Source organism: Streptomyces sp. NPDC006923, assembly GCF_040635655.1.
Taxonomy (GTDB): domain Bacteria; phylum Actinomycetota; class Actinomycetes; order Streptomycetales; family Streptomycetaceae; genus Streptomyces.
Genome location: NZ_JBEYIF010000017.1, coordinates 88,201 through 112,610 on the forward strand (window position 1 = coordinate 88,201; position 24,410 = coordinate 112,610).

General features: G+C 72.4%; 21 protein-coding genes and 1 pseudogene. 4 read left to right on the plus strand and 18 right to left on the minus strand.

The features are described 5' to 3' along the window. Window positions 1-95 precede the first annotated feature (95 nt). Entirely contained in the window at window positions 96-611 is a 516-nt protein-coding gene (locus ABZ707_RS27630) for a hypothetical protein (protein ID WP_360180010.1), read from the plus strand. A gap of 57 nt (window positions 612-668) precedes the next feature. Here the strand turns inward: ABZ707_RS27630 and ABZ707_RS27635 are convergent, their stop codons facing one another. The 4 genes from ABZ707_RS27635 to ABZ707_RS27650 all read right to left on the minus strand — a co-directional run bounded on the left by ABZ707_RS27635 (window position 669) and on the right by ABZ707_RS27650 (window position 4,604). Then, the gene (locus ABZ707_RS27635; protein ID WP_360180012.1) at window positions 669-1,859 is read right to left on the minus strand and encodes a histidine kinase; all 1,191 of its coding nucleotides are present in this window, start codon (window positions 1,857-1,859) and stop codon (window positions 669-671) included. Further along, window positions 1,856-3,364: a cation acetate symporter gene (locus ABZ707_RS27640; RefSeq protein WP_360180014.1), complete on the minus strand. Its 1,509-nt coding sequence runs from the start codon at window positions 3,362-3,364 to the stop codon at window positions 1,856-1,858. The genes ABZ707_RS27635 and ABZ707_RS27640 overlap by 4 nt, the downstream gene beginning before the upstream one ends. Next, window positions 3,361-3,735 carry a hypothetical protein gene (locus ABZ707_RS27645; RefSeq protein WP_360180015.1) on the minus strand — a complete coding sequence of 125 codons (375 nt, stop codon included), beginning with the start codon at window positions 3,733-3,735 and terminating at the stop codon, window positions 3,361-3,363. The genes ABZ707_RS27640 and ABZ707_RS27645 overlap by 4 nt, the downstream gene beginning before the upstream one ends. A gap of 122 nt (window positions 3,736-3,857) precedes the next feature. Further along, window positions 3,858-4,604, minus strand: coding sequence for a LytTR family DNA-binding domain-containing protein (locus ABZ707_RS27650; RefSeq protein WP_360180017.1), 747 nt, complete (start codon window positions 4,602-4,604; stop codon window positions 3,858-3,860). Window positions 4,605-4,727: 123 nt separating this feature from the next. On the opposite strand from ABZ707_RS27650, the gene ABZ707_RS27655 reads away from it, so the two are divergent. Next, window positions 4,728-5,375, plus strand: a complete 648-nt coding sequence (locus tag ABZ707_RS27655) for a zf-HC2 domain-containing protein (protein WP_360180019.1) — start codon at window positions 4,728-4,730, stop codon at window positions 5,373-5,375. Window positions 5,376-5,429: 54 nt separating this feature from the next. On the opposite strand, the gene ABZ707_RS27660 is transcribed toward ABZ707_RS27655, so the two are convergent. Then, window positions 5,430-6,296 (minus strand): DNA-formamidopyrimidine glycosylase family protein, encoded by an 867-nt coding sequence (locus ABZ707_RS27660; protein ID WP_360180021.1) that lies wholly within the window; start codon window positions 6,294-6,296, stop codon window positions 5,430-5,432. 242 nt (window positions 6,297-6,538) lie between these two features. Here ABZ707_RS27660 and ABZ707_RS27665 point away from each other — a divergent pair, with 242 nt between their 5' ends. Then, window positions 6,539-7,213: an alpha/beta fold hydrolase gene (locus ABZ707_RS27665; RefSeq protein ID WP_360180105.1), complete on the plus strand. Its 675-nt coding sequence runs from the start codon at window positions 6,539-6,541 to the stop codon at window positions 7,211-7,213. 18 nt (window positions 7,214-7,231) lie between these two features. Here ABZ707_RS27665 and ABZ707_RS27670 read toward each other — a convergent pair whose 3' ends face one another. The 12 genes and pseudogenes from ABZ707_RS27670 to ABZ707_RS27725 all read right to left on the minus strand — a co-directional run bounded on the left by ABZ707_RS27670 (window position 7,232) and on the right by ABZ707_RS27725 (window position 21,794). After that, window positions 7,232-8,083 (minus strand): amidohydrolase family protein, encoded by an 852-nt coding sequence (locus tag ABZ707_RS27670; protein ID WP_360180023.1) that lies wholly within the window; start codon window positions 8,081-8,083, stop codon window positions 7,232-7,234. A 6-nt stretch (window positions 8,084-8,089) separates the two neighbouring features. Next, complete coding sequence (locus ABZ707_RS27675; RefSeq protein WP_360180025.1) at window positions 8,090-8,401, minus strand: L-rhamnose mutarotase; 312 nt, start codon at window positions 8,399-8,401, stop codon at window positions 8,090-8,092. After that, window positions 8,398-9,390 (minus strand): aldo/keto reductase, encoded by a 993-nt coding sequence (locus tag ABZ707_RS27680; RefSeq protein ID WP_360180107.1) that lies wholly within the window; start codon window positions 9,388-9,390, stop codon window positions 8,398-8,400. Before ABZ707_RS27680 ends, ABZ707_RS27675 begins: the two co-directional genes overlap by 4 nt. A 195-nt stretch (window positions 9,391-9,585) precedes the next feature. Next, window positions 9,586-10,950, minus strand: coding sequence for a wax ester/triacylglycerol synthase family O-acyltransferase (locus ABZ707_RS27685; RefSeq protein WP_360180027.1), 1,365 nt, complete (start codon window positions 10,948-10,950; stop codon window positions 9,586-9,588). A 101-nt stretch (window positions 10,951-11,051) separates the two neighbouring features. Next, the gene (locus ABZ707_RS27690) at window positions 11,052-13,121 is read right to left on the minus strand and encodes a SpoIIE family protein phosphatase (protein ID WP_360180029.1); all 2,070 of its coding nucleotides are present in this window, start codon (window positions 13,119-13,121) and stop codon (window positions 11,052-11,054) included. Window positions 13,122-13,184: 63 nt separating this feature from the next. Next, window positions 13,185-14,336, minus strand: a complete 1,152-nt coding sequence (locus tag ABZ707_RS27695; RefSeq protein ID WP_360180031.1) for a DUF6777 domain-containing protein — start codon at window positions 14,334-14,336, stop codon at window positions 13,185-13,187. Window positions 14,337-15,171: 835 nt separating this feature from the next. Further along, on the minus strand, window positions 15,172-16,668 hold the full coding sequence (locus ABZ707_RS27700) for an SDR family NAD(P)-dependent oxidoreductase (RefSeq protein ID WP_360180033.1): 1,497 nt from the start codon (window positions 16,666-16,668) through the stop codon (window positions 15,172-15,174). Window positions 16,669-16,878: 210 nt separating this feature from the next. After that, window positions 16,879-17,604, minus strand: coding sequence for a GNAT family N-acetyltransferase (locus ABZ707_RS27705; protein WP_360180035.1), 726 nt, complete (start codon window positions 17,602-17,604; stop codon window positions 16,879-16,881). After that, window positions 17,601-18,521 carry an NADP-dependent oxidoreductase gene (locus tag ABZ707_RS27710; RefSeq protein ID WP_360180037.1) on the minus strand — a complete coding sequence of 307 codons (921 nt, stop codon included), beginning with the start codon at window positions 18,519-18,521 and terminating at the stop codon, window positions 17,601-17,603. Before ABZ707_RS27710 ends, ABZ707_RS27705 begins: the two co-directional genes overlap by 4 nt. A 136-nt stretch (window positions 18,522-18,657) precedes the next feature. Continuing rightward, window positions 18,658-19,874, minus strand: a pseudogene (glgC, locus tag ABZ707_RS27715) (glucose-1-phosphate adenylyltransferase). Window positions 19,875-19,885: 11 nt separating this feature from the next. Then, window positions 19,886-21,064 (minus strand): glycogen synthase, encoded by a 1,179-nt coding sequence (gene glgA, locus ABZ707_RS27720; RefSeq protein WP_360180039.1) that lies wholly within the window; start codon window positions 21,062-21,064, stop codon window positions 19,886-19,888. A gap of 43 nt (window positions 21,065-21,107) precedes the next feature. Beyond that, complete coding sequence (locus tag ABZ707_RS27725) at window positions 21,108-21,794, minus strand: (2Fe-2S)-binding protein (RefSeq protein ID WP_360180109.1); 687 nt, start codon at window positions 21,792-21,794, stop codon at window positions 21,108-21,110. A 329-nt stretch (window positions 21,795-22,123) separates the two neighbouring features. Between ABZ707_RS27725 and ABZ707_RS27730 the strand changes: the two genes are divergently transcribed. Beyond that, the gene (locus ABZ707_RS27730) at window positions 22,124-23,152 is read left to right on the plus strand and encodes a DMT family transporter (RefSeq protein WP_360180041.1); all 1,029 of its coding nucleotides are present in this window, start codon (window positions 22,124-22,126) and stop codon (window positions 23,150-23,152) included. Here ABZ707_RS27730 and ABZ707_RS27735 read toward each other — a convergent pair. Continuing rightward, complete coding sequence (locus ABZ707_RS27735) at window positions 23,033-24,331, minus strand: peptidoglycan DD-metalloendopeptidase family protein (RefSeq protein WP_360180043.1); 1,299 nt, start codon at window positions 24,329-24,331, stop codon at window positions 23,033-23,035. The two genes, ABZ707_RS27730 and ABZ707_RS27735, sit on opposite strands and share 120 nt — an antisense overlap. Between the last annotated feature and the right edge of the window lie 79 nt (window positions 24,332-24,410).

A 24,410-nucleotide genomic window follows, 5' to 3' on the forward strand; every position in this document is an offset into this window, starting at 1 on the left:
CGCCCGATCCTGCTCTTCTGGCCACGCGAGGCGGCCGCCGCCGGTTCAATGCTCCCTGGAGCAGACTTCGGGGACGGGAAGGAAGGCGGAAAGCGATGCGTCCGGAATGTACCGAGGGGGCCGGTGGCGGCGGCCTCATGGTGCCGATGGCTTGGATGTACGCCGAGTACATCGCCGACGAACTGCTGCGCACCGGCGATCTGATGCCGCCGGCGACGCTCGAATACCGGGCCGGCCGGGGCGCGCTGGCCTTGACCATCTTCCTTTCCGACGGATCGGGGGACGGTACAGGGCTGGTGACCCGGATGGAGGAGTGGCGCTCGCTCACCGCGTACGCGCCGTGCTGGCGGGACTGGGTCTGCGGGCGGCTCGACCGGCTGGAGGCGACGGCCTTCGAATCCCGCTCCGGGTCCCGCGATCCGGATCTGGCGCTGGCCGGCGCCGCGTGGAGATGGCTGGAGGAGACGGAGCTGCTGGCACCCGATCTCAGTGCCATGGGCCCGGGGGGCGACGTCACGTACACCGTCGCCGAGGAGGAGGGCCCGCAGGTGTGGACCCCGGCCTGGCAACTCGGCCTGCCCCTGGGCCATCTCGCGATCCATCTGTTCTGATCCGCCTCCCGCGCGCGCCCCAACGCGCGTAGACCGTCCCCGCTCCGGGGCCGGGACTCAGGTGCCGTGCACCCCCGCGCGGTACTTGGGGATCCGGACCGTGACCTTCATCCCCGCCCCGACGCCCGTCTCGATGACCAGGCCGTAGTCGTCGCCGTAGACCTGCCTCAGCCGTTCGTCCACATTCAGCAGGCCGATTCCGGTGGACGCGCCGCCCTCGCCGCGCAGGATCCGGCGCAGCACATCCGGGTCCATACCGACCCCGTCGTCCTCGATCACCACCTCGGCCTCGGAGCCGGCGTCCAGCGCGCTGATGGTGATGCGGCTGGTGGCGGCGGCCCCTTCGAGACCGTGCTTGACGGCGTTCTCCACGAGCGGTTGCAGACACAGGAACGGCATGGCGACCGGCAGGACCTCCGGCGCGACCTGAAGGGTGACCGACAGCCGCTCGCCGAAGCGCGCACGTACCAGGGCCAGATACTGGTCGATGGAGTGCAGTTCGTCGGCGAGGGTGGTGAAGTCGCCGTGGCTGCGGAACGAGTAGCGGGTGAAGTCGGCGAACTCCAGCAGGAGTTCCCGGGCCCGGACGGGATCCGTGCGGACGAACGAGGCGATGGCCGCGAGGGAGTTGAAGATGAAGTGCGGGGAGATCTGAGCGCGCAGCGCCTTGATCTCCGCCTCGATCAGCCGGGTGCGGGACCGGTCCAGCTCGGCCAGCTCAAGCTGTACGGAGACCCAGCGGGCGACCTCGCCGGCCGCCCTCGCCAGTACCGCCGAGTCGCGCGGCGCGTAGGCGACCAGAGTGCCGAGGACGCGGTTGTCGACGGTCAGCGGGGCCGCGACACCCCAGCGCAGCGAACAGTCGAGATCGTCGCAGCCGCCGGCGAACGCCGTGCCACGACCGCTGCTCAGCACCCCGTCGACCTGGTCCATCACCTGGGTGCCGTGGTGCTCGCCGGGGCCGTCCCAGGCGAGCACCCGCTCCCGGTCGGTGAGGCAGAGCGCGTCGGTGCCGAGCAGGGAGCGCAGCCGGCGGGCCGCCTTGCGCGCGCTCTCCTCGGTGAGGCCGGCCCGCAGTGGCGGGGTGGCGAGTGAGGCGGTGTGCAGGGTCTCGAAGGTGGCGTGCTCCACGGGGGTGCCGACATCGCTGGTCCGCTCCGGGCGCGCCGTACGGCGGCCGAGCAGAAAGCCGCCGGCGAGCAGCAGCGGGCCCAGCGCGATCAGCGCGGCGAGAGCCGCTCCGCTCATCGCGTGCCTCCCGTGCCGCCCGTACCACCGCGTGCGCCGGACATCAGGGCCTCCGGCAGGTGGAACCGGGTCATGGCGGCGTTGGTGCCGGGCGGTATCCGGCTCCGGGTGGCCAGGGACACCAGGATCATGGCGAGAAAGCCGACAGGGACGGACCAGACGGCGGGCCAGGCGAGCAGCGCGTGCGGCCAGCCGGACCGTACGGCCCCGCTCACCGTGACCACCGTGGCCACGAACGCGAGACCGCCGCCGAGCAGCAGCCCGGCGACCGCGCCCGGCGGAGTGAGCCGCCGCCACCAGATCCCCAGCACCAGCAGCGGGCAGAACGACGAGGCGGAGACCGCGAAGGCCATGCCCACGGAGTCGGCCACGGGCATCCCGCTGACCAGCAGTGAGCCGCCGAGCGGTACGGCCATGGCGAGCGGGGTGGCCAGCCGGAAGTGCCGTACGCCGCGCGACGGGAGGACGTCCTGGGTGAGCACGCCCGCGACCGCCATGGTCAGCCCGGAGGCGGTGGAGAGGAAGGCGGCGAAGGCCCCGCCCGCGACCAGCGCGCCAAGCAGTTCCCCGGCCACTCCCCCGACCGCCCGCTCCGGCAGCAGCAGGACGGCGGCGTCCGCGTCGGTGCCGTGCGGGAGTTCCGGTACGTACAGAGCGCCCAGCGCGCCGTACACGGGCGGCAGCAGATAGAAGGCGCCGATCAGCGCCAGCACGATGACCGTGGTGCGGCGGGCGGCCCCGCCGTTGGGGCTGGTGTAGAAGCGCACCACGACATGGGGCAGGCCCATGGTGCCGAGGAAGGTCGCCACGATGAGCCCGTAGGTCGCGTACAGGGGATGATCGGCGCGGCCCACGACGGCGGCCGTCAGATCGAGATCGACGGCCGGCCGTCCGTCGTTCTGCCAGGCGAACAGCAGGAACACCGCGGGGACGAGCAGCGCGGTGAGCTTGAGCCAGTACTGGAATGCCTGGACGAAGGTGATGCTGCGCATCCCGCCCGCCGCGACCGCGACCACCACGACCAGCGCGACAAGCACCCCGCCCAGCCAGTCCGGAGCCCCGGTCAGGATCTTCAACGTCAGCCCCGCGCCCTGAAGTTGGGGCACCAGATAGAGCCAGCCCGCACCGACCACGAACACGCTCACCAGCCGGCGCACCGGGCGGGATTCGAGCCGGCCCTCGGCGAAGTCGGGCAGGGTGTAGGCGCCGGAACGGCGCAGCGGGGCGGCGACGAAGACCAGCAGCACCAGATAGCCGGCGGTGTAGCCGACCGGGTACCAGAGCATGTCGGGTCCGTGCAGCAGCACCAGCCCCGCGACGCCGAGGAAGGACGCGGCGGACAGGTATTCGCCGCTGATCGCGGCGGCGTTGAGGGCGGGCCTCACCGTGCGCGAGGCGACGTAGAAGTCCGACGTGGTACGGGATATCCGCAGGCCGAAGCCGCCGACGAGAATGGTGGCGACCACGACGGCGGTGACCGCCGTCACCGTGAAGCTCTGGCTCACGGAAGGGGCCGGCCCTTCACCAGCCGCGCGAAGTCGCGCTCGTTGCGTTCCGCGCGCCGTACGTACCACCAGGCGAGGAGCGTCAGCAGCGGATAGGCGGCGAAGCCGAGCACGACCCACACCGCGGTCGCGTCGCGCAGTGTCGCGAAGGCGAGCGGCAGGGTGCCGACGACCAGCGTGAGGACCCCGAACGCCGAGAGCCCCGCCCGGAGCTGACTGCGCATCAGGGAACGCACATACGCGTCACCGAGCGCGGTCTGTTCGTCGATCTCGGCCTGGGCGCGGTAGCGGGGCAGCGGACGGACGCGGCGGGGCTCGCCGACGACGATCTCGCGCCGCGGCGCGGGGCCGCGTGCGGGCTCCCCCGTCATGTTGTCTCCTCCCCCGCCGGGCCGGCGCGCGCTCCCGTCCTACGGACGGACGGCGCCGCTCGCGCGACACGCCCCAGGGCCCGGAGTGTACGCAGCCCGGCGTTCCCTCGGGAAGGGCCTGGTCAGCGCCCGGCCTGCCGCATCAGCAGATCCCGCAGCGCACGGGCGTGACGCCGGCTGACGGCCAGCTCGGCCGCGCCGACGCGCACCGTCATGGCGCCCGCGTCCAGCCGCAGTTCGTCGATCCGGGCCAGGGAGACAAGATGGCGGCGGTGGATACGGACGAAGCCGCGGGTCCGCCAGCGCTCCTCCAGGGTGGTGAGGGGGATCCGTACGAGATGGCTGCCGGTGCCGGTGTGCAGCCGCGCGTAGTCGCCCTGCGCCTCGGCGTACGCGATGTCGTCGACGGCGACAAAGCGGATGACACCGCCGAGTTCGACGGGGATCTGATCGGACGCGGGGGCCGGCGCGGGCCCGCGGCCCACCAGTTCGGCGACCCGGCGGACCGCCTCGGCGAGCCGCTCCCTGCGGACGGGTTTGAGGACATAGTCGACGGCCTTCAGATCGAAGGCCCGCACGGCGAAGTCCTCGTGCGCGGTGACAAAGACGATCAGCGGGGGTGCCGCGAAGCCCGCGAGCAGTCTGGCGACATCGAGTCCCGTCAGCCCGGCCATATGGATGTCGAGGAAGACGACATCGACGGCGGCGGCGTCGTCGGCGCCCGCGTCGAGCGCGGCGCCGATGCGGCGCAGCGCCTCCGTGGCGCTGGTGGCGCCCTCGGCGGCGCGGATCCGCGGGTCGGCCCTGAGCAGATACAGCAGCTCTTCGAGGGCCGGTTCCTCGTCGTCCACGGCCAGTACACGCAGCATGACGCCGGAGTGTAGGCGCTGGTACGGGTATGAGAAGTCCCGCCGTCCACCGGCCGCGCCGCCCGGGTGGGCCAGGACCCGGCGGACTTGAGTGATTCGGCGTTCCGCCGCGTACCAGACACCATGCGGACCTTGGACCTCCATCGCAGTGCCGGCGCCTACGCGCTGGGCGTGCTCGACGCCGCGGACGCGTTCCGCTTCGAGGATCACCTCATGGACTGCGCGCGGTGCGCGCTGCTGCTCGCGGACTTCGGACGGGTGAAGAGCCAGCTCGACGAGTACGCGCGGCAGACCCCCGAGGAGGTGTCGCCGTTCGCGGCGGCGGGCCCGGGGCTGCTGGCCGGGATGCTCGACCGTACGTCCGCCGGGCGGCGGGCCGGCCGCAGGAGACGGCTCGCGCTGGTGGCCGCGGCGGCGGTGCTTGTGGCGGGCGGTCCGCTCGCCGTACTGGCCGCAGACCCCCGGCCGGGTCCGGTGTCCGGGGCCACCCGCTGGACGGCGACGGACGGCGCGGCCGTGGTGACGGCCGCGGAGAAGACCTGGGGGACGGACGTCGGGCTGGAGCTGGTCCGGCCGGCCGCCTCGGGGGTGTGCGCCCTGATCGCGGTGGGGCTGGACGGGTCGCGGGAGACCGTGACCACCTGGGCGGCGCGGGCGGGGCAGGCCGGACCGCTGATCACCGGCGGCGGCGCGGCGCTGCGGCCGGACGAGATCGACCACTTCGAGGTACGGACCGCCGACGGACGGCGGCTGATGACCATCGGCTCATGACCGCCTGACCGTGAGGACCGGCGCGGGGCCGGGTCTCGTGCCGGTGGCGGCCCGCTACTTGAGAAGCCGGGACATCCTGCGGTCGGCGAGCGGTTTCCCGCCCGTCTGGCAGGTGGGGCAGTACTGGAGCGACGAGTCGCTGAAGGAGACCTCTCTGATGGTGTCGCCGCAGACCGGGCATGCCTCACCGGCCCGGCCGTGCACCCGCAGTCCGCTCTTCTTCTCCGCCTTGAGCCGCCCGGCGGCCACGCCGCGCGAGCGCTCGACGGCCTCCCGCAGAGTGGAGCGCATCACCTCGTACAGGACGGTGATCTCGTCCTCGGAGAGGTTCTTCACCGGCTTGAACGGCGACATCTTGGCGGCGTGCAAAATCTCGTCGCTGTAGGCGTTGCCGATTCCCGCGATCAGGCTCTGGTCCCGCAGGGCACCCTTGATCTGCCGTCGCTCTCCCGCGAGCAGCCGGGCGAAGGTGTCCCGGCCGAAGGATTCGTCGAGCGGATCGGGGCCGAGCCGGGCGATGCCGGGGACGTCCGCCGGGTCGCGTACGAGATGGACGGCCAGCCGTTTGGTGGTGCCCGCCTCGGTGAGATCGAATCCGTCTCCCCCGCCGAGGACGACCCTGAGGGCGAGCGGTCCTTTGCCCGGCCGTGGCGGTTCCGCCGGGAACGAGTCCTTCCAGCGCAGCCAGCCCGCACGGGCGAGATGGATCGCGAGATGGAGTCCCGCGTCGCCCGCGACGATGTCCAGGTACTTGCCGTGCCGGGCGATGGCGGTGACCGTGGCGCCCTCCAGGGCGGAGAGCGGCGGATCATAGGTCTTGAGGACATTGATCGTGAGGGGCAGGACCCGGACGATCTCCTTGCCCACGAGCTGGCCGTCGAGGAATTCTCGCAGCGCTTCGACTTCGGGTACTTCCGGCATGCGTCCAGCGTGCCGCAGGGCCCGTACAACTGCCCGGTGGGCCGGTGCGGCGGGTGATCCGGCGCATACGGCGGTCCGGCGCATACGGTGAGTCGCTGAGCCGGACGAGCCGCCGCGGCCGCCGCGGCCACGAGTCGTCCGCCAGAGGTGTGCGGGGCCGCTGCCCCGCACCGTCGGAAGAAATCGGAAGAAAGGGGCCCCAGGTGCCCGTACGCGATCGCCGCGCCGTCGTCCAGCCCGCTCTGATCCTCGACCGGACAGCCGCACGGCCCCGCGCGGCCGTTCTGCTGCTGCACGGCGGGCGCTCGGAGAGCGAGGAGCCGCCGAGTTCGCTGAATCTTCCGGCCGCGCGGATGCGGCCGTTCATCCGCGCGGTGCTCCGGGCCACCGACGGATACGACGTGGTGGTGGGCCGGGTGCGCTACCGGCACCGGGGCTGGAACGGCAGCCGCGCCGACGCGGCCCGGGACGCGCGCCGGGCGCTCGACGAGCTGGAGGAGCTGGCCGGGTCGGTGCCGGTGGTCCTCGTGGGGCATTCGATGGGCGGCCGCGCGGCGCTGGCGGTCGCCGGACACGATCTGATCAGCGGTGTGGTGGGGCTCGCGCCCTGGTGTCCCAGGGGCGAGCCGGTGGAACAGCTCGCCGGCCGCAGGGCGGTGCTTCTGCACGGCACCGGCGACCGGGTGACCGATCCGCGCGGCAGTGTCGAACTGGCCGCGCGCGCCCGGGAAGCGGGCGCCGAAGCCTGTGCCGTACTGCTCGCCGGCGGCGACCACGCGATGCTGCGCCGGGCCGGCACCTGGCATGCGCTGGCGACCGGCTCGGTCACCGCCCTGCTGGGCATGGACCCCTTTCCCGACAAGGTGCGGCAGGCGTTCCTCCAGGGCGACGGCGAGGACCCGGCGCATCAGGCGTAGGAAGCGGGCCGGCGCCGTTCAGAGGGCGTAGACGCGCCGTGCGGTACCGGCGAAGACCGCGTCCCGCTCGGCCCCGCTCAGTCCGTCGGTCACGGTGCGGGCCGCGTCGAGCACCTCCCCGTAGGTGGCGGCCAGCCGGCACACGGGCCAGTCGGAACCGAACATCAGCCGGTCGGGCCCGAAGGCTTCGAGCACGGTGCCGGCGTACGGGCGCAGCCCGTTGGCCGTCCAGGAGTCCCAGGCCGCCTCCGTGACCATCCCGGAGAGCTTGCACACGGTGTTGGGCCGGGCGGCGAGGGTCCTGAGGTCCGTGGCCCAGGGCTCCATCCCGCCCGCGGCGATCGGGGGCTTGCCGAGATGGTCGAGGACAAAGGTCAGTTCCGGCAGCAGCCTCGCCGCCTCGGCCGCGGCGGGCAACTGATGGTCCTTGACGATCAGGTCGTACACCAGGCCCTCGGCGGCGACCGCCGCGAGGCCGCGGCGTACCTCGGGGCGGAGCAGCCACTCCGGGTCGGGCTCGCCCTGCACCTGGTGGCGGATGCCCACGAGCTTGTCGCCGCCGGGCAGCCCGCGCAGCTCGGCGAGGGTGTCCGCCACGCCGGGCGCGGTGAGATCGGTCCAGCCGACGACGCCCGCGACAAGATCGCTGCCGTCGGCGGCGGTGAGGAACTCCGGGGTCTCCCCGGGCACGTCGACGGTCTGGACGAGGACGGTGGCCGTCACCCCGGCGGCGCGCGCCTCGTCCTCCAGATCCTCCAGGGTGAAGTTCCGGCGGATGGGCGCCATCGCGGGGCCGGTGATCCAGCCCTGGTCGCGCACGGACAGATCCCAGATGTGGTGGTGGGCGTCGACGACGGGCGGCTGTGTCATCAGGCGTCAGAGCTCCCAGACGACGGGCAGTCCGGCACCGGCGCCGCCCGTGGAGTAGTCGTGCACGACATCGAGCAGCTCGGCCATCCTGGCCTGCCAGGCGACATTGACCGGGAGCTGGTCCAGTTCGGCCAGGAGGCGCCCGTAGTCCTCGCACTCCAGCAGATGGAAGAGGTCCGTGCCGCTGCGCCAGATGGTCCAGGAGGTGGCCCCCGCCGCGCGGATCGCGGCGGTGAGCGCGGGCGGCACCTCGCGGTGCGCGGCCTCGTACTCCCCGACGCGGTCGGCGCGGACCTTGGTGTGCAGAGCGACTCTCATGACAGGGTCCCGTCCTCGGCCAGCAGTCCTTCGTCGCGCAGTTCGGCCCACAGGTCCTCGGGGACGGTACGCGCGGCCTGCGCGGCGGCGTCCGTCACCTCCGCCGCCGACCGGGTGCCGACAAGGACGCCGGCGACCGCCGGATGGCGCAGGGGGTAGTGCAGGGCCACGGCGCGCAGGGGGATGTCGTACCGCCGGGCGACGGCGTCCATGCGCAGGGCCCGGTCGAGCAGGGCCGGCGGGGCCGCGGCGTAGTCGTAGGTCGCGCCGGGGCGCGGGTCGGCGAGCAGCCCGGAGTTGAAGACTCCGCCGACAACGACGCTCCTGCCGCGCGCGGCGGCCTCGGGCAGCAGCTCGGTGAGGGCCGACTGGTCGAGCAGGGTGAAGCGGCCGGCGCACAGGACGACATCGACGTCGGTGTCCCGGAGGAAGCGGGTGAGCATCGTGGTCTGGTTCATACCGGCGCCGATGGCTCCGACCACCCCTTCGGAGCGCAGTCGCTCCAGGGCCGGATACGCCTGCTCGAAGGCTTCTTCCTCATGGCTGTCGGGGTCGTGCAGATAGACGATGTCGATGTGGTCGAGGCCGAGCCGGCCGAGACTCTCGTCGATGCTGCGGCGTACCCCGTCGGCGCTGAAGTCCCAGACACGGCGGTGCGTCGCCGGTACGGCGAATCCATTGGCGAGGTCGTCACCGACCGGCACGGTCTCGGCTCCCGGTACGGGTTCGAGCAGCCGGCCCACCTTGGTGGAGAGGGTGTAGTCGCTCCGCCTCCTGGTGCGCAGCGCCTCGCCGAGCCGCCATTCGGAGAGCCCGAGACCGTAGTGCGGCGCGGTGTCGAAGTAGCGGATGCCCGCGTCCCAGGCGGCCTCGACCGCGGCCGCCGCCTGGTCGGGTCCGACCGGGGTATAGAGATTGCCGATCCCGGCCGCCCCGAAGGACAGTCCGGTCACGCTGACCGCACTGCGTCCGAGCGTGGTGTGCCGCATACCGCTGCCGCCTCCCGATGTGCCGACGCCGACCGCCCTGTCGCCGGTCGCCGCGTCGCGGATCGTCCGATGGCCGACCGGCCCGTCGTCGGTCGACCGTCTCCGATCACGACGAATATTCATCGGATGACTGGGTGCCGTCAACACCTCTGGAGCAGCTCTCTGTGGTTCCCGCTCCAGAAGCTATCCGATCTATCAGATGACCCGGAGCAACTCTTCCAGTTCGTCGGTCATGGCGCGCGCAAGCCGTTCGAGGTCGGGGACGGCCTTGCCGTCGGCGACCAGCCCGACATGCACCCGCCCGCCGTAGGTGGACAGCGCCACCGCCAGGGACTGGCCGCGCGCGAGCGGCGCCATCGGATACACCTCGCGCAGCGGGCAGCCGCCGAGCGAGAGCGTCGAACGCGGCAGGGGCACGCTCGTCACGAGGATGTCGAAGAGCATTCTGGCCGCGCTGCCGGCCAGCGGCGCGGCGAGCCGGTGGGCGAACGCCGGCAACTGGTCGGCGAGTACGGCGACCGCGCCGGCTCCGCGCGACGGTCCGCCGGACTTGTTGCGCGCCATGCTCCCGTGGACGGCGTCGAGCCGGGCCCGGGGATCGGCCTCGGTGACCGGCAGCGCCAGCAGATAGGCGGAGAGTTTGTTGCCCGTACCCGGGGGGCCGCCGGGGCTGCGCCGGGAGACCGGCACCAGGGCCCGCGGCGGGGTGACGGGCAGCCGGTCCCCCCGGGCCAGCATCCAGCGCCGCAGGGCTCCGGCCACCGTCGCCAGCAGGACGTCGTTGGGGGTACCGCCCACCGCTCTGCGGATCCGCTGGACATCCTCCAGATCCAGCACGGCGGTGGCGAGCCGCCTGGTGCCGCTGGACCCCGCGGTGAGCGCGGGAGTGCCGCGCGGGTCGAGCCTGCTGGCCCGGACGACCGAGGCGCCGATGCCGACCGCCCGGCCCAGCTCCACGATCCGGGCCAGGGCCTGGTCGGCCACCTGCCAGGGGCCCGGCAGCCAGGACGTGGGCGGCACCGGGCGCACCCGGTGGGTCCCGGCCGACCGGGCGTCGGCGATCTGGTCGAAGATGCCCGCGCCGATGGTGACGGCGCGCATCCCGTCGGCCAGGGCATGGTGCAGCTTCACCAGGACGGCGAAGGGCCGGCCGTCCTCCCCGGCACCGCCGGTGGTCTCGCCCTCCGGAGTCAGGACGTACATCTCCCACGGCGGAATGCCGCGTTCCAGCGGACGCTCCATCAGCTCCCCGGCCGCGCGTGTGGCCTCCGCCGCGAAGTCCCCCTCGGGCAGCGGCAGCCACCGTACGTGCCGGAGCACGTCGAACCCCTTGTCCACCGCCCAGGCGGAGCCGCCGACCGGCAGCAGGACGTCCCGTACCCGCATCCGCAGCCGGGGGACGGCCGCGGCGCGCGCCGCGAGCAGCTCCAGTACGCCCGCGCCACCCGCCGTCCCCCGCACCGCGGTGAAGACGGCGAGCGCGCCGAGGTGCATGGGATGGTCCGCGGATTCGAGGTGCCAGAAAGCCAGATCGATGGGTGCCAGCAACTCGATGGTCAAGGGGATCCCCAGATCCTAGAAGGCGGGGACCGCAGTCATACGACTGCGGTCAATTACGGTCAAATACGATCAGGCTACGTACAGTTAACGACGAATGGCGTTCAATGTGACGGACGGTCCCGGACGATGAACTCGGACCACACACATTTGCCACTGCCGCGCGACTCCACCCCCCATTCGTCCGCCAGTTCGTCCACGAGCAGCAGCCCGCGCCCCGAGACCCCGGCGGCCCCTGCTTCGCGACGCCGCGGCAGCGTGCTGGACCGGTCCTCGACCTCGATCCGCAGCCGCCGTTCCGCCCCGGGCAGCACCCGTACGGTCACGACCGCCCCGCTGTCGGTGTGCACCAGCGCGTTGGTGGTCAGCTCGTCCGCCACCAGCTCGATCTCGTCGGAACGGTCCCTCGCTCCCCAGGCGCCCACCGCCGCCCGGATCATGTGCCGGGCGGTGCGCAGCGCCTCGGGGTCGCCCTGCGCGACATGCTGCCGGAGCCGTCCGCCGGCGGGCGCACGCGCGCCGCCGCGGCGTAACAGCAGGAGGGCGACATCGTCCTCGCCCCCTCGCTCGTCCACGACTTCGGACAGCCGGTCGGCCAGGAGCTGGAGATCGCGGGGACCGTCCCGCACCAGCGCGGCCAGCACCCGCATCCCGTCGTCCAGATCGGCGCCCGGCTGCTCGACCAGTCCGTCGGTGTAGAGCACCAGGGTCTGTCCCGCGTCCAGTTCGACGGTCCTCACCGGGTAGTCGAGCCGTCCGAAGACCGCCGAGAGGCCAAGAGGCATCCCGCCCGGCACCGGCAGCCGGCGGCAGCTTCCGTCGGTGTCCCTGATCAGCGGGTCGACATGGCCGGCCCGGACGAACCGGGCCACGCCCGTCGCCAGATCGGCCTCCACATAGGTGCAGGTGGCGAAGCGGTCGGTGTCCAGCTCGTGCAGGAAGACCGAGGCCCGTGCCATCACGGTGGCCGGCGCGTGCCCCTCGGTGGCGTACGCCCGTAGCACGATGCGCAGTTGCCCCATCACGGCGGCGGCATGAGTGTCATGGCCCTGCACATCTCCGATGACCGCCCCGACCCGGCCGCCCGGCAGCGGGATGATGTCGTACCAGTCTCCGCCGATGTCCCGGCCGAGCCGGGCCGAGCGGTAGCGGACGGCGATCTCGGCGCCCGGCACAGCGGGGATCCGGCGCGGCAGCATCGCCTGCTGGAGCCCCTGCGCCAGATCGTGGTCCTGTTCGAAGAGCACCGCGCGCTGGAGGCTCTGGGCCACGGTGCCGCCGAGGACGGCCAGCAGCTCGCGGTCCTCCGCGGTGAATCCTTCCTTGCCGCGGTAGAACAGCCCGAGCGCGCCGAGGGGACGGCCCCCCGCGATCAGCGGGAGATACGCGGCGGCCGTGATACCGAGCTCACTGATGTGCGGCCAGAGCAGCGGGTACGAGACGGCGAACTCCCGCGCGGATTCGATGAAGCGCGGTGTGAGCGTGCGTAACACCTCACTCATCGGATATCCCTCGTCGGTACGGGTGACGCGCGTCCCCGGCACATGGGCACCCTCGGGCCCGTCCGCGACAAGGTGGATACGCCTCGCCTTGAGCAGCCCCATGACCAGGCCGGTCGCGCCGAGACGCGCCAGGGCGCGGGACCCCTTCAGCGCGTCGACGACGTCCTGGACGGTCCTGGCGTGGGCGAGCGCGGCGGTGGTGAACTCGACGGCGCCGGTCCGCTCCCGGCGCGCCGTGCCCGGTTCGAGGCGGGCGGTGGATTCGGCGAGTTCCTGGGCGGCGTCGCGGACGACACCGATGACCCGATGGGGCCGCCCGGCGACATCACGCCGGATGAAACCCCGCACATGGGCCCAGTGCGGCGAGCCGTCCCGCCGCCGGATCCGCAGATAGGCGCCGCAGTTGACGCTGCCGTCCCTGAGCGCGCGCGCCACCACGCGGTTCAGCCGGACACCTTCCGGGTGCGGGATCCGCGCGGAGAGACTGCGCGGCCGGCCGTCGTACTCGTCGGGGCGCAGGTCGAACAGGCTGAGGGCCGACTCGTCCAGATGCATCAGCCCGCTGTCGAGATGCCAGTCGAAGGTGCCCATCGCGTTGAGCGCGAGGCTGGTGTGCGTATCGGCGGGCCAGTCGTCGGGGAGCGACAGAAAGCCCGCTGCCCGCTCAGTCATGGGGAAGCCCTGTCATCGTCTGCCGGATTCTTCGCGCGGTCCTGTCAGCACGGACATGTCCTGTCAGCGCAGGGACGGAGTGGGACCGGCCAGTGGCCTGTCCTTGGCCCGGGTCCCCGGGTCCACGACGAGCGGGAGCGGCGCGGCGTCCGAGTCGAACGGCGAGTCCGACGGCATGGGGCAGCCGGGCGGGATGGTGAGGGTCTCGTTCGAGATCTCACCGGGCGGCAGGATCTTCGGAGTCGGGCAGTCCGACGCGGCGCCCCGGCCGGCCCCCGTACCGTTTCCGGGGCCCGTGCCCGTGACCGAATCCGGGGCCGAACGGGTCGGCGACGTCGGCACCGAGCTGACGGAGGGCGCGCCGGACGCGGCGGCCTCCGTGGGCGGTGTCACCGCGTCCGGATCGGTGATGTCGGCGTCCGCGTCGTACGGCGGTGGGACGTTGGGAGCGCTGTCCTCGTCACCGTCGGCGCCGATGCTCCGCTCGATCCAGGTGTTGTCGAGCGAGTTGACGATGGTCAGGCTGTCGACCGCCTGCGCCGTGCGGTTGATGACGATGACCCGGTCGGGCTTGTAGTCCGGCCAGGGTTCGCCCCGGTGCACGACGGAGCCCTGCGCGGCGACCGGCGGGCGGAGCGGATTCCCGGCGGCGCACCGCACCCTCGGCAGCCCGTGGTCGTCCACCATGACGGCGGTGCCGGACTGGAGCACGGACTGGAAGGCGGTCGCGGACCCGTCGCGGTAACCGTGGGCCGTCACCCGGGTGTCGGCCCGCAGGAACACCGGGGTGAGGTCGCGCAGGAAGCTCGGTACCGACCCCCGGCCGATGCCCGCTCCCTGGGCGAAGGCCCGTGCCTTCGCGCGGTCCTCGGTGAGAAAGCGGACCTGCCGCTCCACATCACAGCTCGCCAGGGACGGAACGCCTCCGTAGAGGCCCGGCGTGGAACCGGGAAGGGCGCGCGGAGTCCGTGGAATGGTGTTGTCGGGGCGGGCGCCCGGCGCCGAGGGCCGGGGCGACGGCTTGTCACCGGCCGCCGCGGCGACGGTCGACGGTGTGAACGGATCGGGCCCCCGGGCCCCGGCCGACTGGAGGAAGAGCTCCTTGACGCCCGACGCGCCCCCGGCACCGTCGCCCCTGCCGCAGCCGGCCGTGATCAGAACGCCTGCGGACAGCGCGGCGAACGCCGCATACCGACGACGGATGGGTGAGCGCACCAGAGTCTCCCGCCTGTTCCTCCTGAGATGTTCTTTCCATGTCTGCCGGATCCGCGGCGGCCCCGCAAGCGGGACCGGGGCCGCCGAGCCCCTGACCTGAACACGTTCAAGGTGCGGCGGAACATCTTCGGTGGTGGCGCACGCGTCCCGGCCGAGCCGCCGCGCGGGATGTCCGCGCTGGTCAGCCGGATCGTGCCGGGCGGCGAGCCGGCGGCCGTCGGCGGCGCCCGCGTCCCGCGGAGGAGCCGGGCGGCGCCCCCACTCCAGGTCTCCTCGCACTACGCCGCCGGTGGCCGGCCCCGGCCCACCGGGCCCCGTACGCGACGGCGGACGGGCAAGCGTCGGCCGTACGCGCGGCGTCCCGCACCCCGGCCTTCGCGGGGGTACGGGACGCGGCGCGCTCCGAAGCGTGTCCGGCGGATCGGCTCCGCCTCAGTCGATACCGGGCAGGATGTGCGGCTCGGCGAGGTCGTCCTCGTAACCGGCCAGTCTGATCGGGGCCGATCTGGCCCAGACCTCCAGATTGCCCAATTGCTTGGGCCTCCGTTTCCGATCGCCGGTTTCCTTGGGTCTCTGCTCATGTTTGGTCAGATCTGGTCTCACCGCGCACTCCTCTGTGTCGCGCAACACTGGAACAGGGGTGGTTACGTCGCGGTGGCGCCGTCACTCGAACGGGACCGCGGCCGTGGTAATGGACCTGTCCCCGCACGACCGTGGAAATGGTGTGTCCCCGGCTTGGCCGTCCGTGCACACAAGGGTAACCAGATGAGCGCTTCCCCGCTCTGTGGGGCCGCCGTTCGGGTGATGTTCCGGACAGCGGAAGGGCTCCGGCCGCCTACCAGTTGGCGGGTGCGTAGTCCTTGAGGAAGCAGCCGTAGAGGTCCTCGCCGCTCTCACCGCGCACGATCGGGTCGTACACGCGGGCCGCGCCGTCGATCAGATCGAGCGGAGCGTGGAAACCCTCGTCGGCGAGGCGCATCTTATCCGGGTGCGGGCGCTCATCGGTGATCCAGCCCGTGTCCACGGCGGTCATCAGAATGCCGTCGGACTCGAACATCTCCTGGGCGCTGGTGCGGGTGAGCATGTTCAGCGCGGCCTTCGCCATATTCGTGTGCGGGTGTCCCGCGCCCTTGTAGCCGCGGCTGAAAACGCCCTCCATCGCGGACACGTTCACCACATAGGCGCGCTTGGCCCCGGCCGCCGCCATCGCCGGACGCAGCCTGCTGATCAGGATGAACGGCGCGGTGGAGTTGCAGAGCTGCACTTCGAGCAGTTCCACCGGGTCCACCTCGGAGACCGTCTGCACCCAGCTGTTGGTGTGATGCAGATCGGGCACCAGACCCCCGGCGTCGATCGCGGTGCCCGCCTCGATCCTGGCAAGCGTGGCGGAGCCGCCCACCAGCGCGAGACCGGTGATGTCCGAGGCGCTCAGGCCGTCGCGGCCGGTGCCGCCCGCCGGCAGCACCGCCTGGGCGCCGCTGCCGAAGGCCCCGATGACCTGGGAGGCAGGGAGTTCGCCCGCGGGCAGCGGGGCGGACTCGGCGGCGAGCAGTTCGCTGTACGCCTGCGAAGAACGGCGCACCGTCTGCGCGGCATTGTTGATCAGGATGTCCAGCGGGCCCTCGGCCGCGACGGAGTCGGCGAGCGCGACCACCTGCGCCGGGTCCCGCAGGTCGATCCCGACGATCTTGAGGCGGTGGATCCACTCGTCGCTGTCCGGCATCGCCTTGAAGCGGCGGACGGCGTCGCTGGGGAAGCGGGTGGTGATGGTGGTGTGCGCGCCGTCGCGCAGCAGCCGCAGCGCGATGTACATACCGATCTTGGCCCGGCCGCCGGTGAGCAGCGCCCGGCGTCCTGTGAGGTCCGTACGCGCGTCGCGGCGGGCGCGGTTCTCGGCCGCGCACTCCTGGCAGAGCTGGTGGTAGAAGGCGTCGACCTGGGTGTAGCGGGACTTGCAGATGTAGCAGGAGCGCGGGCGCTGGAGGATGCCCGCGATCTCGCCGCCGGCCGAGGAGGAGGGCAGCAGACCCTGCGTCTCGTCGTCGATGCGCTCGGCGGAGCCGGTGGCGGTGGCCTCGGTGACGGCCTTGTCGTGGGCGGTCTTGGCGGCCCGGCGCTCCTGGCGGCGGCGCTGCTTCACCGTCCGGTAGATCCCGGCGGTGGCCTGCCGGACCGTGATCGCGTCGGGGTGGTCGACCTCCAGCTTGTCGAGTTCGTCGAGCACGCTCAGGCAGACGGCCAGGCGCTCGGGATCGATGCCGGGACCGTACACCCGGCTCTCGCCGTACGGGGCGCTCTCGCCGTACGCCGGGCTGTCCTCTGTCACCGTCATCGCTGCTGCCGTTCCTCGATCACTCGTACGCCGGAGTCCCACATGGGGGCGTTTATGGGCTATTGGGGTGATCCCCGGAGGTCAGGAGCATACCGACACGCCGAGGGCTCTCCAAAATCCCGACATCTTATCCGGTCCCGGCGCGCCGGGTTTCCGGCCGCTCCGTCGCCGCGAGGGCGCGACGGCGGAGCGGCCGGCCGGGCAACTCGCTCAGCCGGGGAGGCGTGCGGCGAGGAAGGCCGTCGGCCGTCGCAGCCGGAAGCCCAGCGCCTCGTAGAGCCGGATGGCGCCCGCGTTGTCCGCCGCCGCGTGCAGGAAGGGCGTCTCGCCGCGGGACCGGATGCCGTCGGCCACGGCCAGGATGAGCCGGGCAGCGAGGCCCTGGCCCCGGAATTCCGGGGCGGTGCAGACGGCGCTGATCTCGGTCCAGCCGGGCGGACGCATCCGTTCCCCGGCCATCGCCACCAGCCGGCCCTCGCGGCGGATGCCCAGATACGTGCCCATCTCGATGGTGCGCGACATGAAGGGGCCCGGCCTGGTGCGTTCGACCAGGTCGAGGATCTCGGGCACATCGGCGGGGCCCAGGCGCACGGCCTCTTCGTCCGGAGCCGTGACCAGCCCGGCGTCGACGTACTGCACGCCGTCGGCGCGGAAGGTGATCTCCCAGTGCTCGGGGGGCGGGCTGCGGAATCCGGCCAGGGCGATGGAGCCGCCGGGCCCTGCGAGCGCGGCGGCGTCGGCCCAGTCGTCGGCGTCCGGGTCGTCCGGCAGTGCCAGCCACGGCGACACATCGGGCGGATAGCGCAGCAGCCGGCCGCGCCGCTCGGCGAAATGGGCGTGCGGTCCGGTCAGCGCGGCTCGGGCGGGGCTGTCCAGCGGATGTGCCTGCTGAAGGCCCGCATCCGCCGGCTCCGCCTCGGACTGTCGGGTTGTCATGCGTCGACCTCAATCACGATCTTGCCTTGTACATGTCCGCCTTCCACCGCGCGCAGCGCTTCGTCCGCCCGCTCCAGCGGGAACGTCCGCGTCACATACGGGTCCAGCTCGCCGTTGACCGCGAGCTTCGCGACCTCGTCGAGGACCGCGGCCGTCCGCAGCCGTACGACGGCGGCGCCGCCGAGGGTCGGGACCGTTCCCTTGTCCGCCGCGCTGATCAGCTTCGTACGGTCCGCGAGCAGCTCGGCCACGGCCTTCAGATCGGCGCCGCCGACCAGGTCGAGTACGGCGTCGACACCGTCGGGCGCGGCGGCCCGTACCCGCTCCGCGAGCCGCGGGCCCGGTGCCACATGGACGACGCCCAGGGATGCGACGAACTCCTTCTTGCCCTCGCTCGCCGTGCCGACGACGCGGAGGCCGAAGGCGCGCGCGATCTGCGCCGCGGCGACTCCGACGCCCCCGCCGGCGCCGGTGATGAGCAGGGTCGCACCGGCCGGCAGATCCGCCTGGCGCACGGCGTCGTACGCGGTCGCCGCCGCGACCGGCAGCGCCGCCGCGTCCGTGAACGACAGCGCGGCCGGCTTGTGTGCGGTCACCTCCACCGGCAGCAGGGTGTACTCCGCGTATCCGCCGGTGAGGGTCGAGCCGAACACCGCGTCCCCGACGGCGAACCCCTCGACGTCCGGGCCGACCGCCTCGATCACGCCCGCCGCCTCGCTGCCGAACACGGCGGGCAGCTCCGCGGGCGCCGAGCCCGGCCGGCGATAGCCCTCGCGGAGCTTCCAGTCGACGGGGTTGACGCCGGCCGCGCGGACGGCCACCAGCAACTGCCCGGGGCCGGGCACCGGCGGCGGCCGGTCGACGAGGGACTCCGTCTCCGGACCGCCGTGCCGGGTGAAGACGTACGCCTTGGGCATGTGACTCCTCGCTCTCGCCGGTGGCCGCGGTTGCCTCCCGGACAACAGCAAGTGCAAGTCGGATCACCCGGCCCGCTATTCCCGCGCCGGCGGTGTTCACCGGATCGTGCGGCCCCACGCCGCCGCGCGACGCGTCTCAGACCACTCTCTGTCCCTTGCCGAGCGCGATGATCCCGTTCTTGGAGACGGTGTACAGCTCCTCGTCGCGGCCCGGGTTGACGCCGATCGTCGCGCCCGGCGGCACGTCCACGTTCTTGTCGAGGATCGAACCGCGCACCACCGCGCCCCGGCCCACGCGCACGTTGTCGTGCAGCACGGAACCCTGCACCACCGCGCCCTCGGCCACCACCACGCCGGGCGAGAGGACGGAGCGGGTGACCTGGCCGCGGATGACACAGCCGGGGCTGACGATCGACTCGCTCGCGATGCCGCCCGCCACGAAGCGCGCGGGCGGGAGCTGGCCGGGGTGGGTGTAGATGGGCCAGCGGCGGTTGTCGAGATTGAACACCGGCTGCTGAGAGATCAGGTCCATGTGCGCGTCGTAGTAGGAGTCGAGCGTCCCACATCGCGCCAGTAGCCGTGCTCGCGAGGCGTCTCGCCCGGCACCTGGTTGTCCTGGAAGTCGTAGACCTGGGCCATGCCCCGCTCGGTGAGCATCGGCAGGATGGAGGCTCCCATGTCGTGCACCGAGTTCTCGTCCTCGGCGTCCCGGTGCAAGGCGTCGACCAGGACCTTCGTGCTGAAGAGATAATTTCCCATGGAGGCGAAGACACGCCCGGGGTCGCCCGGCAGGCCCGGCGGATCGGCCGGTTTCTCCAGGAACCCGGCCACCTGGATGCCGTCGGGCGCCGGAGTGATGACGCCGAACGAGGAAGCCTCGGCGCGCGGCACTCTGATGCCCGCGACGGTGACGCCCGCGCCGTTGTCGATGTGCTGCTGGAGCATCTGGCGCGGATCCATCCGGTACACATGGTCGGCGCCGAACACCGCGATGTAGTCGGGCTGTTCGTCATGGACGAGATTGAGCGACTGGAGGATCGCGTCGGCGCTGCCGAGATACCAGCGCGGTCCCAGCCGCTGCTGGGCCGGGACGGGCGTGACGTAGTTCCCGAGCAGGCTGGACATCCGCCAGGTGGTGCTCACATGGCGGTCCAGGGAGTGCGACTTGTACTGCGTCAGCACACAGATGCGCAGGATGTCGGCGTTCACCAGATTCGACAGGACGAAGTCGACGAGGCGGTACGTGCCGCCGAACGTCACCGCCGGTTTGGCCCGGTCCGCTGTGAGCGGCATCAGGCGTTTGCCTTCTCCGCCCGCCAGTACGATCCCGAGCACCGAAGGTCCACCACGCATCGCCGCTCCCTCTATTCGGACTTGAGAAGCTCCTGGTACACCTCGTACGTACGGCGGGCCACCTGATCCCAGCCGAATTCCCGTACGGCACGCTCCCGTCCTGCTGCCCCCATCCGGGCCGCCGACTCCGGATCGTCGAGCACCCGGTTGAGGGTCTCGGTGAGTCCGGACTCGAAGGTGTCCGGGGCGTGCTCGTCGTACGGCACCAGCAGCCCCGTACTCCCGTCGTCCACGACCTCCGGGATGCCGCCGACCGCAGAGGCGACGACGGCGGTCCCGCAGGCCATCGCCTCCAGATTGACGATGCCCAGCGGCTCGTACACCGAGGGACAGACGAACACCGCGGCGTGGGTGAGGAGCTGGACCACATCGGGGCGGGGCAGCATCTCGGGGATCCAGTACACGCCGTCCCTGGTCCGCCTCAGCTCCTCGACCAGCTCACGGAACTCCCTGCCGATCTCCGGAGTGTCCGGCGCGCCAGCGCACAGCACGAGCTGGGCGTCGGGGTCGAGCGCGCGGGCGGCGCGCAGCAGATGCGGGACGCCCTTCTGGCGCGTGATCCGGCCGACGAAGAGCACAAAGGGACGGTCGGGATCGAGGCCGATCCGCTCCAGTACGGCGGTGCCGTGGTCCGGGCGGTAGAGGTGGGTGTCGATGCCGTTGTGGACGATGTGCACCCGGGCCGGATCGAGGGCGGGATAGCAGGCGAGGATGTCGTCGCGCATTCCTCTGGAGACGGCGATGACGGCGTCGGCGGCCTCGACGGCCGTGCGCTCGGCCCAGCTCGACAGCGCGTAGCCGCCCCCGAGCTGCTCGGCCTTCCAGGGGCGCAGCGGCTCCAGGGAGTGGGCGGTCACCACATGCGGAATGCCGTACAGCAGCTTGGCGACATGGCCGGCCAGATTGGCGTACCAGGTGTGGGAGTGGACCAGCTCGCGTCCGTCGAGCGCGGCCGCCATCGACAGGTCCACCGAGAAGGTGCGCAGCGCGTCATTGGCCCCGTCGAGTCCGGTGGCGGCCCGGTGGCGGACCACCCCCGCCTCCCCGGGCGCGCCGCTCTCGCTCTCGCCCCAGCAGTGCACCTCCAGGTCGGCCAGCCGACGCAGCTCCCGTGCCAGGAACTCCACGTGGACGCCCGCGCCGCCGTAGACATCCGGCGGATACTCCCGGGTCAGCAGCCCCACTTTCACGCCATACCCCCGCCCTCGTCCGGCGATCGCAGCCCTGACATGGTCACCCGGAAACCCCCTGTACGGAAGACCGCTGCGGCGCCCGGTCGAAGACACAGTCTCCGCAGAGCCCGGCCGCCGGGCAGCGGTAGTAGAGACAGCAACTGCGGCGCCGGAACGCCCCGGCCACCGTACCGCCCGTCGCGGACAGGTCCGGGTGGCGGAAGAGCTCGGCGGCGAGCGCGCCCGCCCGCTCCGCCGCCTCCGGCCTCCCGTGCCGCTCCGCCCAGCCGCTCAGTTCGCGTACGGCTCCGGCGAGCGCGGAGCCCGCGTTTCCCCACAGCAACCGGGGCGAGACATGGCCGTCTCGCCGCAGGGCCTCGGCGAGCGGGACGAGATGCCCGTGCTGCACCACGTCGCGGACGCTCTCCGCGGTGCCGGGCAGCCACCGGAGTCCGGCCAGCAGGAAGTCGTGGGGCGAGGTCGCGTCCGGATTCCAGTGCAGCCGCTCCGGGGCCAGGTCAGGGACGGCGCCGCCCAGGACGGCGCAGCCGACCGCGATCGACCAGAGCCGGGCGGCGAATCCGAGCTGCGCCATGGAGGCGGCGATCCGGCGCTCCGGTGCGCGCAGCCGGGCCCCGACCTTGTCGACCCGGGCCGTCAGCGGAGCGATGCCGCCCGCGTAGATCCCGGCCAGCGGGACCTGCCCGTCGCCGGGCGTCCCGGTCCGCAGCGCGAAGAAGCCGCCCACCGCGGCGACCTCTGCGAGACCGACCGGGCCGACCCGGTCCGCGCAAGCCGGCCGGGCGCCCTGGTCCGCCTGGTCCGCCTGGTCCACTGTTCCTCCTCCTCGTCCGTCGTATGCCGCCGCCCGGACCGTCTCATGTCCTCGCGACCCCACCGGCCGCTGCCGCTTCACCGGCACCACAAGGGCCTCCGGTCACGGGTCGATCGCTCCCCCGACCTGGGCTACCGCCCGAGGGAGGACATCCGGTCCGGTCCCGTACTACAACAGCAGTACGCCGGATTGACCTCTTCAGGACGACGACTCAACCGCCCGGACGAGAGATCGTGGAAGGCATGAGTGCCCTCGCGCTGTCCGTTCTGCTTTCGCTGGTCTCCGCGGTCGCCTACGCGTCCGGCGCGATCCTGCAGGAACGGGTCGCGGCGAACACACCCGACCGCCCCTACGCGCCTCTGCACCACGGGATGTGGTGGGCGGCCGTGTCGCTGAACGGTGTGGGCGCGGTCCTCCATGTCGCCGCGCTCGCCTACGGACCGCTCAGCCTCGTACAGCCGCTCGGTGCGCTCACCATCGTCTTCGCGCTGCCCATGGCGGCGCTCTTCGTGGGCCGCAGGGCAGGCCGCACCGCCTGGCGCGGCGCGATCATGGCGGCCGTGGGACTGGCCGGTCTGCTCGCCCTGACCGGTGGCACGGATCCCCGCTCGCTGGACGGAGCGGAGCGGCTGATCCTGGCCGGTGCGACCTTCGGCGGGGTCGGGCTGCTCTTCCTGACCGCCCAGCTCGTGGGCCGGCCCGCGGTACGGAGTGTGCTGCTGGCCGCCGCGGCCGGCGCCGCGTTCGGTATCGCCTCGGTCTTCACCAAGACCGTGGCGGTGGACTGGACCTCCGGCAGCCCTTCGGCGCAGGTGCCGAACCTGCTGGTGATCGCGGTCCTCGCGGTGGTCGGGCTGCTGCTCTCCCAGGCGTCCTACCGGGGCGCCGGGCTCGCGGCCCCGCTGGCGACCGTGACGGTCGTCAATCCGGTGGTGGCCGCGGCCGTGGGCCTCACTCTCTTCGGCGAGGAGTTCCGGTACGGCGTGACGGGGACGGTGCTCGCGCTCTGCGCCGGAGCCCTCACGGCCGGCGGACTGATCCTGCTCACCATGGGGCGGCCCGGCGACCCGCGTGACGAGTCGGAGTCGTCTTCGTCCAGGACCGGGGCCGGCCGGTCCCCGCATGGCGCCGGGCCACGCCCCGGTACGTCCTCAGACCGGGACGCCACCCGCTCGGAGGTAGTCGAGGGGGTCGATGTCGGTGCCGTAACCCGGCCCCGTACGCACCTCGAAGTGGAGATGCGGTCCCGTGCTGTTGCCGGTGGAGCCTGACCGGGCGATCCGCTGGCCGGCGCCGACCTGCTGGCCCTCCCGCACATTGAGCGCGGAGAGATGCGCGTACTGGCTGTACTTGCCGTCCGGATGGCGGATGACGACCTGGTAGCCGTACGAGCCCGCCCAGCCTGCCGAGATCACCTGCCCGGCGGCGACGGCCTTCACGGAGGTGCCGGTCGGGACCGGGAAGTCCACACCGGTGTGATAGCCGCTGGCCCAGGATCCGGGCTTGTGGTAGGGCGTGCCGGTGGAGGCGGAGACCGGGGCGGAGAATCCGCGTGACTTCTTCTGCTCGGCCCGCTCCGGCGCCTTGGCCTGCTGCTTGGGCTTGGCGGCCTGCTTCGGCTTCGCCTCCTGCTTCGGTTTGGCTGCCTGCCTGGGCTTCTCGGCCGGTGCCGGCTTCTCGGCCTGCCGGGGCTTCTCGGCCGGCGCGGGCTTCGCCTGCTCCCTGGGCGGTGCGGCGGGAGCGGCGGCGCTGCCCTTCGGCGGCGTCTGGACTCGGAGAACGAGCTTCTGGCCGGGGAAGATCAGATCGGGATCGCTGCCGATGACCCGGCGGTTCTCCTCGTACAGCCGCTGCCAGCCGCCCCGGACCGACTCGTCGACAGCGATCTCGGAGAGCGAGTCTCCGCGCGCCACGGTGTAGCCCTCGCGCTGGGTCGGCACGCTGGTGGGCGACGCGGTCCGCTGCGGCCGGCTCTGCTCGCTCCCCCGCGCCTTGGCCTGGACACCGCCCTGGGCCTTCGGCTCGGCGGTACCTTCGCGGGCCCTCTCCGGCGTGATGTCCGGCGTGTCCCCGCCCCTGGTCAGCCCGGCCCGGACCGAACAGGTGGGCCAGGCACCGGGGCCCTGCCCCTCCAGGACCTTCTCCGCGATCGCGATCTGCTGGTCCTTGTCGGCCAGATCGGCGCGCGCCGCGTACTTCCCGCCGCCGTACGCCTCCCAGGTGGCCTGGGTGAACTGCACCCCGCCGTAGTGGCCGTTACCGGTGTTGATGTGCCAGTTGCCGGTCGACTCGCAGGCCGCGACCTTCTCCCAGACATCCACCGACGCGCCGTGCGCGGATCCGGCGGCGATGAGCGGCAGCGCCATTCCCGCGCCACCCGCCGTGACGGTCAGCGAGGCGCGGTTGATACGACTCGGCTGGTATCTGCGGTGCCGTCCGGATGCGGCCATGATGTGGCTCCCCACTGGCAGGTAGGACACGTCGCGAGCGGACAACGTAGGGGCTGGGCACGGGAGATGACAAGGCCCC

Bases quoted from the DNA above. Each gene is read 5' to 3' on its own strand.
- ABZ707_RS27690 (WP_360180029.1), bottom strand. From the start codon at position 13,121: ATGACTGAGCGGGCAGCGGGCTTTCTGTCGCTCCCCGACGACTGGCCC.
- ABZ707_RS27670 (WP_360180023.1), bottom strand. From the start codon at position 8,083: ATGACACAGCCGCCCGTCGTCGACGCCCACCACCACATCTGGGATCTG.
- ABZ707_RS27655 (WP_360180019.1), top strand. From the start codon at position 4,728: ATGCGGACCTTGGACCTCCATCGCAGTGCCGGCGCCTACGCGCTGGGC.
- ABZ707_RS27710 (WP_360180037.1), bottom strand. From the start codon at position 18,521: ATGCCCAAGGCGTACGTCTTCACCCGGCACGGCGGTCCGGAGACGGAG.
- ABZ707_RS27660 (WP_360180021.1), bottom strand. From the start codon at position 6,296: ATGCCGGAAGTACCCGAAGTCGAAGCGCTGCGAGAATTCCTCGACGGC.
- ABZ707_RS27630 (WP_360180010.1), top strand. From the start codon at position 96: ATGCGTCCGGAATGTACCGAGGGGGCCGGTGGCGGCGGCCTCATGGTG.
- ABZ707_RS27635 (WP_360180012.1), bottom strand. From the start codon at position 1,859: ATGAGCGGAGCGGCTCTCGCCGCGCTGATCGCGCTGGGCCCGCTGCTG.
- ABZ707_RS27730 (WP_360180041.1), top strand. From the start codon at position 22,124: ATGAGTGCCCTCGCGCTGTCCGTTCTGCTTTCGCTGGTCTCCGCGGTC.
- ABZ707_RS27680 (WP_360180107.1), bottom strand. From the start codon at position 9,390: ATGCGGCACACCACGCTCGGACGCAGTGCGGTCAGCGTGACCGGACTG.
- ABZ707_RS27705 (WP_360180035.1), bottom strand. From the start codon at position 17,604: ATGACAACCCGACAGTCCGAGGCGGAGCCGGCGGATGCGGGCCTTCAG.
- ABZ707_RS27675 (WP_360180025.1), bottom strand. From the start codon at position 8,401: ATGAGAGTCGCTCTGCACACCAAGGTCCGCGCCGACCGCGTCGGGGAG.
- ABZ707_RS27650 (WP_360180017.1), bottom strand. From the start codon at position 4,604: ATGCTGCGTGTACTGGCCGTGGACGACGAGGAACCGGCCCTCGAAGAG.
- ABZ707_RS27645 (WP_360180015.1), bottom strand. From the start codon at position 3,735: ATGACGGGGGAGCCCGCACGCGGCCCCGCGCCGCGGCGCGAGATCGTC.
- ABZ707_RS27700 (WP_360180033.1), bottom strand. From the start codon at position 16,668: ATGACGGTGACAGAGGACAGCCCGGCGTACGGCGAGAGCGCCCCGTAC.
- ABZ707_RS27735 (WP_360180043.1), bottom strand. From the start codon at position 24,331: ATGGCCGCATCCGGACGGCACCGCAGATACCAGCCGAGTCGTATCAAC.